This is a genomic window from Streptomyces sp. P17, assembly GCF_032436805.1.
Lineage (GTDB): Bacteria > Actinomycetota > Actinomycetes > Streptomycetales > Streptomycetaceae > Streptomyces.
In genome coordinates this window covers 1-241 of the sequence record NZ_JAVRBF010001397.1, presented here as the reverse complement: position 1 = coordinate 241, position 241 = coordinate 1, and the positions used below count along the sequence as shown (strand labels likewise).

The 241-nt window shown below is 51.5% G+C and carries 1 pseudogene; it reads right to left on the bottom strand.

The annotated features are described in order from the left end of the window. A pseudogene (locus RMT89_RS45115) lies at positions 1–241 on the bottom strand (IscS subfamily cysteine desulfurase); the annotation flags it as partial.

Below are 241 nucleotides of genomic sequence, written 5' to 3'. Positions count from 1 at the left end.
CGCCATTTAAGAAGACTTGTTCAATATCTTTAATACCGTCCCACAGCCGATCGCGCAGCGTGGTAATTCGGGCATGCTCAGAGGCCATCTCTTCTTTCGCAATACGGAACGACTCGCCCATCGCCACAATTTGGTGGGTTGCTAAAGTACCAGAACGCATACCACGCTCATGACCACCACCATGGGTTTGGGCTTCTAGACGAATACGTGGCTTGCGGCGTACAAATAAGGCACCAACACC